The following is a 4,408-nucleotide window of genomic DNA, read 5'->3' as shown; positions in this document are numbered from 1 at the left end:
CCAGGTCAAGGAGACCCATCGTGATCCAGCAGGAATCGCGTCTCAAGGTCGCCGACAACACCGGTGCACGTGAAATTCTGTGCATCCGCGTGCTCGGCGGTTCCGGTCGACGCTTTGCTGGCATTGGCGACACCATCGTCGCTTCTGTCAAGGAGGCCGCCCCGGGCGGCAACGTGAAGGCCGGCGAGATCGTCAAGGCCGTCATCGTCCGCGCCAAGAAGGAGACCCGTCGCACCGACGGCTCCTACATCCGCTTTGATGAGAACGCCGCCGTCATCATCAAGCCCGACAACGAGCCCCGTGGCACCCGTATCTTCGGCCCTGTCGCCCGCGAACTGCGCGACAAGAAGTTCATGAAGATCGTGTCCCTGGCTCCGGAGGTGATCTAGTTGAAGATTCACAAGGGCGATATGGTCCTCGTCATCTCTGGCCCCGATAAGGGCGCCAAGGGCAAGGTCATCCAGGCGTTCCCGAAGACCGACAAGGTCCTCGTCGAGGGCGTCAACCGCATCAAGAAGCACGTCGCCGACTCCTCCCAGGAGCGTGGCGCACAGTCCGGCGGCATCGTCACCCAGGAGGCACCGATCCACGTCTCCAACGTGATGGTCCTGGACTCGGACGGCAACCCGACCCGCGTCGGCTACCGCTTCGACGAGAACGGCAAGAAGGTCCGTGTCTCGCGTCGTAACGGGAAGGACATCTAGGCATGAGCGAGAACTACACCCCCCGTCTGAAGACCCGTTACCGTGAGGAGATCCGCACCAAGCTCGGTGAGGAGTTCTCCTACGACAACGTCATGCAGATCCCGGGCGTCGAGAAGGTCGTCGTCAACATGGGCGTCGGCGAGGCTGCCCGTGACTCCAAGCTGATCAACGGCGCACTCGAGGACCTGACCCTCATCACCGGTCAGAAGCCGCAGCTGCGTCGCGCCAAGCAGTCCATCGCGAACTTCAAGCTCCGCGAGGGCATGCCGATCGGTGCCCGCGTCACCCTGCGTGGCGACCGTATGTGGGAGTTCCTCGACCGTCTGCTGACCGTCGCCCTCCCGCGTATCCGTGACTTCCGCGGTCTCTCCGACCAGCAGTTCGACGGCCATGGCAACTACACCTTCGGCCTCACCGAGCAGACCATGTTCTACGAGATCGACGTCGACAAGGTCGACCGCCCGCGTGGTATGGACATCACCGTCGTCACCACCGCGACCAACAACGACGAGGGTCGTGCTCTGCTCCGCGAGCTCGGCTTCCCGTTCAAGAAGTAACCACTGCTTCTCGACGCCCCCTTCTCCTCCGGGAGACGGGGGCGTTCGTCGTCTCCGGGGGTCACCGGCAGTCTCAGTCCGGGGACAAGCCGGGAACGAGGTCGGCGGTGAGGTCCTGGAGGAGGGCGTCGAGGATCTCCGGCGCGTGAGCGGTGTCGGCTCCGAAGCGGGCGTTGACCTCGAGGACCACGGGGCGGCCGTCTGCGAGGCAGCGGAGGTCGACGTCGACCGGCCCCCGCAGTCCGAGCGTCCGTGCTGCGGCGAGGGCGATCCTTCGGACCTCCGGGCAGATGTCCCCGGGGAGGCGGTGTGCGTCGGACGCCTTGTCATCCGGCCCGCAGGTCGCCTCGACGACGACCACCGTCGGGGGAGCGTCTCCCGGGGGGAGGTAGACCATCGACGCGAACTCCTGCCCCGCAGCGAACTCCTGGATGAGGGAGTCCTCCTCGATGTCCAGCCACTCCGCCTCCCGGAGAAGAGCGGGATGGAGTTCCCGTACGCCGAGGGACCCGCCCCCTGTCCGCGGTTTGATGATGGCGTGCTCACCGACCGCCTCCACCACCGAGGACGGACCCTGGTGGTGGCTCGGGCAGGTGAAGCGGGGAATCGGGACCCATGCCTGCTCCAGGCGCAGCATGGTCTGGTATTTGTCGCAGGCGAGATCCACGTTCTCCGCCTCCGAGATCACCACACGGGCCGGATAGAACCGGCATTCCTCGGTGGCGCGGGCCACGTGGGAGAGCTCCTCCTCGACGGTGGGGATGACCACGTCGATGTCGTGGCGGCGGACGATCTCGACGAGGCGGTCGATTCTGGTCGGGTCGGAGGCGGGCGGCACTTGTTCGGCGGCGTGCAGAACGGGATGGTCGACCGGGTCCACGTCGACACCGACGACACGGTGATGGCTGTGACGCGCTTCCGCGAACTGCGCGAGCAGCGCCTGTCCCGCCGGACCCTGGATGCTGGTGATGAGGATGTGCATGGGATACCTTCTTCTGCTCTTGTCCGGGACGCGGTGCCGACCCGGGCCTCCGCGGGCAGGGACAGGCGGTGGTCCCGTGCACTCAGGGCCTTTTCAGGCACCGGCTTACTTGCCGGTACAACCTAATGACAATTTTAGGAAGAATGGTTGGAACCGTCAACCAATTACGTGGAGGTGATATCACTCTGACCTGCGGTGTTGTTAGGGAAAGCTATGGATGTCAGGCGGAGTTCCCGGCCCCCTCCCGTCGCCGGGGTGCGTCGGGGTGGCCTTCCCCCGCGGGTCCGGGTGACGGCATGATCGGGGAGGCTGGTTCAATGGAGGCATGCAGCCGATCCACACCGGCGTGACTGCGGCGCTCACCGCCAAGGTCGCGCTTTTCGACGCCGACCTCCCCCGTTTCGCCGTCCGCTCCATCCTCGCCGGTGTGTACCTCACTCTGGGCACCGCCTTCGCGGTGGTGGCCGGCAACGCGGTGGAAGTCCATGCGCCCGGCCTGGGCGGGATCGTGTTCGCCGCGCTGTTCGGCCTCGGTCTGTTCAGCATCGTGGTCCTCGACGCGGAGCTGGCCACCGGCAACATGATGTACATCTGCTACGGGGTGGTGGCCCGTCTCGTCTCCGTCCCGAAGGCGCTGTGGTTCCTCGTGGTGTGCACGGTGTTCAACCTGGTCGGCGCACTGCTCGTCGGTCTGGCGCTCGGCCAGGCGGCCAAGTTCAGCGGACTGACGCCCGACCATCTGCTCGGCATGCTCAGCTCCGGCAAGTTGGCGAAACCGCCTGCCCCCGCCCTGGTGGAGGCGGTCCTGGCCAACTTCGTGGTGAACATGGGGGTGCTGGCGGCGGTGCGGACCCCGGACATCACGGAGAAGTTCTTCAGCATCGTGCCCCTCATCGCGATCTTCGTCGGCCTGGGGCTGGAGCACGTCATCGCCAACTTCTCGTTGTTCAGCCTCGCGATGTTCTCCGTGCCCTCGGTGCTGGCCGCGCCCGCGGTGCTGCTCAACTGGTCCGTCGTGTGGGTGGGCAACGTGATCGGGGGTGGGCTGCTCATCGGCGGGGTGTACGCGTGGCTGGCCGGCCGGAGCCCCGGTTCCGACCGTGTGGAGGAGGGATTTGTTCCTGGGGCCGCGAAGCGGTAACCTTGACCGCTGGACTTGTGCTCCCCGCAGGGGAGGCACGGGGCCAACCCAAGAACTGAACATCCCAACTTTGTTGCAGGCCCCCCGCCAATCTGTGGCGACCGGGTGAAAAGCGGCAGCGAGCCCCCCAGGCTACTGAGTCTGCGGGAGCGTCAAGTGGCCCGACGGAACACCCTGTTAACGCCCCTCGGTGGGAGCGGAACCGTGACGAGAAAGGTAAACGGTCACAACACATGACCATGACTGACCCCATTGCCGACATGCTGTCGCGCGTGCGCAACGCAAACCATGCGCACCACGACACCGTGTCGATGCCTTCCTCGAAGATCAAGGTGAACATCGCCGAGATCCTCAAGCAGGAGGGCTACATCGCCAACTACACCGTCGAGGACGCCAAGGTCGGCAAGACCCTGTCCCTCGAGCTGAAGTACGGCCCGTCCCGCGAGCGTTCCATCGCTGGTGTCCGCCGCGTCTCCAAGCCGGGTCTGCGCGTGTACGCCAAGTCCACCAACCTGCCGCAGGTCCTCGGTGGCCTGGGCGTGGCGATCATCTCCACGTCCCAGGGCCTCCTGACCGACCGCCAGGCTACCGAGAAGGGTGTGGGCGGAGAAGTTCTCGCCTACGTCTGGTAACAGGGAGGATTTGAACAATGTCGCGTATCGGTAAGAACCCGATCACCATCCCGTCCGGCGTCACCACCTCGGTGAACGGCCAGGTCGTCGAGGTCAAGGGCCCGAAGGGCACCCTGTCCTTCGAGGTCCCGGCCCCGATCACCGTCGCGGTCGAGGACAACGAGATCGTTGTCTCCCGTCCGGACGATCACCGCCAGAACCGCGCACTCCACGGTCTGTCCCGCTCCCTCGTCAACAACCTGGTTGTCGGCGTGACCGAGGGCTACACCATCAAGATGGAGATCTTCGGCGTCGGTTACCGTGTCCAGGCCAAGGGCAAGAACCTCGAGTTCTCCCTGGGCTACTCCCACCCGATCCAGATCGAGGCTCCGGAGGGCGTCAGCTTCGCGGTT

At 65.4% G+C, this 4,408-nt stretch carries 7 protein-coding genes; 6 read left to right on the top strand and 1 reads right to left on the bottom strand.

All coding sequences use genetic code 11. The features are described 5' to 3' along the window. The first annotated feature begins 20 nt into the window (after positions 1-20). From rplN to rplE, 3 genes are read left to right on the top strand one after another with little or no spacing between them, the layout of a single operon-like run. The gene (rplN, locus tag GXZ33_RS06225) at positions 21-389 is read left to right on the top strand and encodes a 50S ribosomal protein L14 (protein ID WP_291339990.1); all 369 of its coding nucleotides are present in this window, start codon (positions 21-23) and stop codon (positions 387-389) included. After that, a complete protein-coding gene (gene rplX, locus GXZ33_RS06220; protein ID WP_291339989.1) occupies positions 390-704 on the top strand; it encodes a 50S ribosomal protein L24 in 315 nt (104 codons plus the stop codon). A gap of 2 nt (positions 705-706) precedes the next feature. Next, a complete protein-coding gene (gene rplE, locus GXZ33_RS06215) occupies positions 707-1,261 on the top strand; it encodes a 50S ribosomal protein L5 (protein ID WP_040084871.1) in 555 nt (184 codons plus the stop codon). A 73-nt stretch (positions 1,262-1,334) separates the two neighbouring features. Here the strand turns inward: rplE and GXZ33_RS06210 are convergent, their stop codons facing one another. Further along, the gene (locus GXZ33_RS06210; protein ID WP_291339988.1) at positions 1,335-2,243 is read right to left on the bottom strand and encodes an ATP-grasp domain-containing protein; all 909 of its coding nucleotides are present in this window, start codon (positions 2,241-2,243) and stop codon (positions 1,335-1,337) included. A gap of 325 nt (positions 2,244-2,568) precedes the next feature. Between GXZ33_RS06210 and GXZ33_RS06205 the strand changes: the two genes are divergently transcribed. From GXZ33_RS06205 to GXZ33_RS06195, 3 genes are all read left to right on the top strand, one after another. Further along, positions 2,569-3,384 carry a formate/nitrite transporter family protein gene (locus GXZ33_RS06205; protein WP_291339987.1) on the top strand — a complete coding sequence of 272 codons (816 nt, stop codon included), beginning with the start codon at positions 2,569-2,571 and terminating at the stop codon, positions 3,382-3,384. 233 nt (positions 3,385-3,617) lie between these two features. After that, positions 3,618-4,016: a 30S ribosomal protein S8 gene (gene rpsH / locus GXZ33_RS06200; RefSeq protein ID WP_040084872.1), complete on the top strand. Its 399-nt coding sequence runs from the start codon at positions 3,618-3,620 to the stop codon at positions 4,014-4,016. Between the two features lie 17 nt (positions 4,017-4,033). Next, positions 4,034-4,408 (top strand): 50S ribosomal protein L6 (locus GXZ33_RS06195; protein ID WP_291339986.1); only part of this gene is annotated, 375 nt, incomplete at its 3' end.

It is taken from the genome of Corynebacterium sp. (assembly GCF_012838985.1).
Lineage (GTDB): Bacteria > Actinomycetota > Actinomycetes > Mycobacteriales > Mycobacteriaceae > Corynebacterium.
Note: the sequence above shows the minus strand (reverse complement) of the source record. Positions and strands in the feature narration are given on the sequence as shown.

Bases quoted from the DNA above. Each gene is read 5' to 3' on its own strand.
- rplE (WP_040084871.1), top strand. From the start codon at position 707: ATGAGCGAGAACTACACCCCCCGTCTGAAGACCCGTTACCGTGAGGAG.
- GXZ33_RS06210 (WP_291339988.1), bottom strand. From the start codon at position 2,243: ATGCACATCCTCATCACCAGCATCCAGGGTCCGGCGGGACAGGCGCTG.
- GXZ33_RS06205 (WP_291339987.1), top strand. From the start codon at position 2,569: ATGCAGCCGATCCACACCGGCGTGACTGCGGCGCTCACCGCCAAGGTC.
- rpsH (WP_040084872.1), top strand. From the start codon at position 3,618: ATGACCATGACTGACCCCATTGCCGACATGCTGTCGCGCGTGCGCAAC.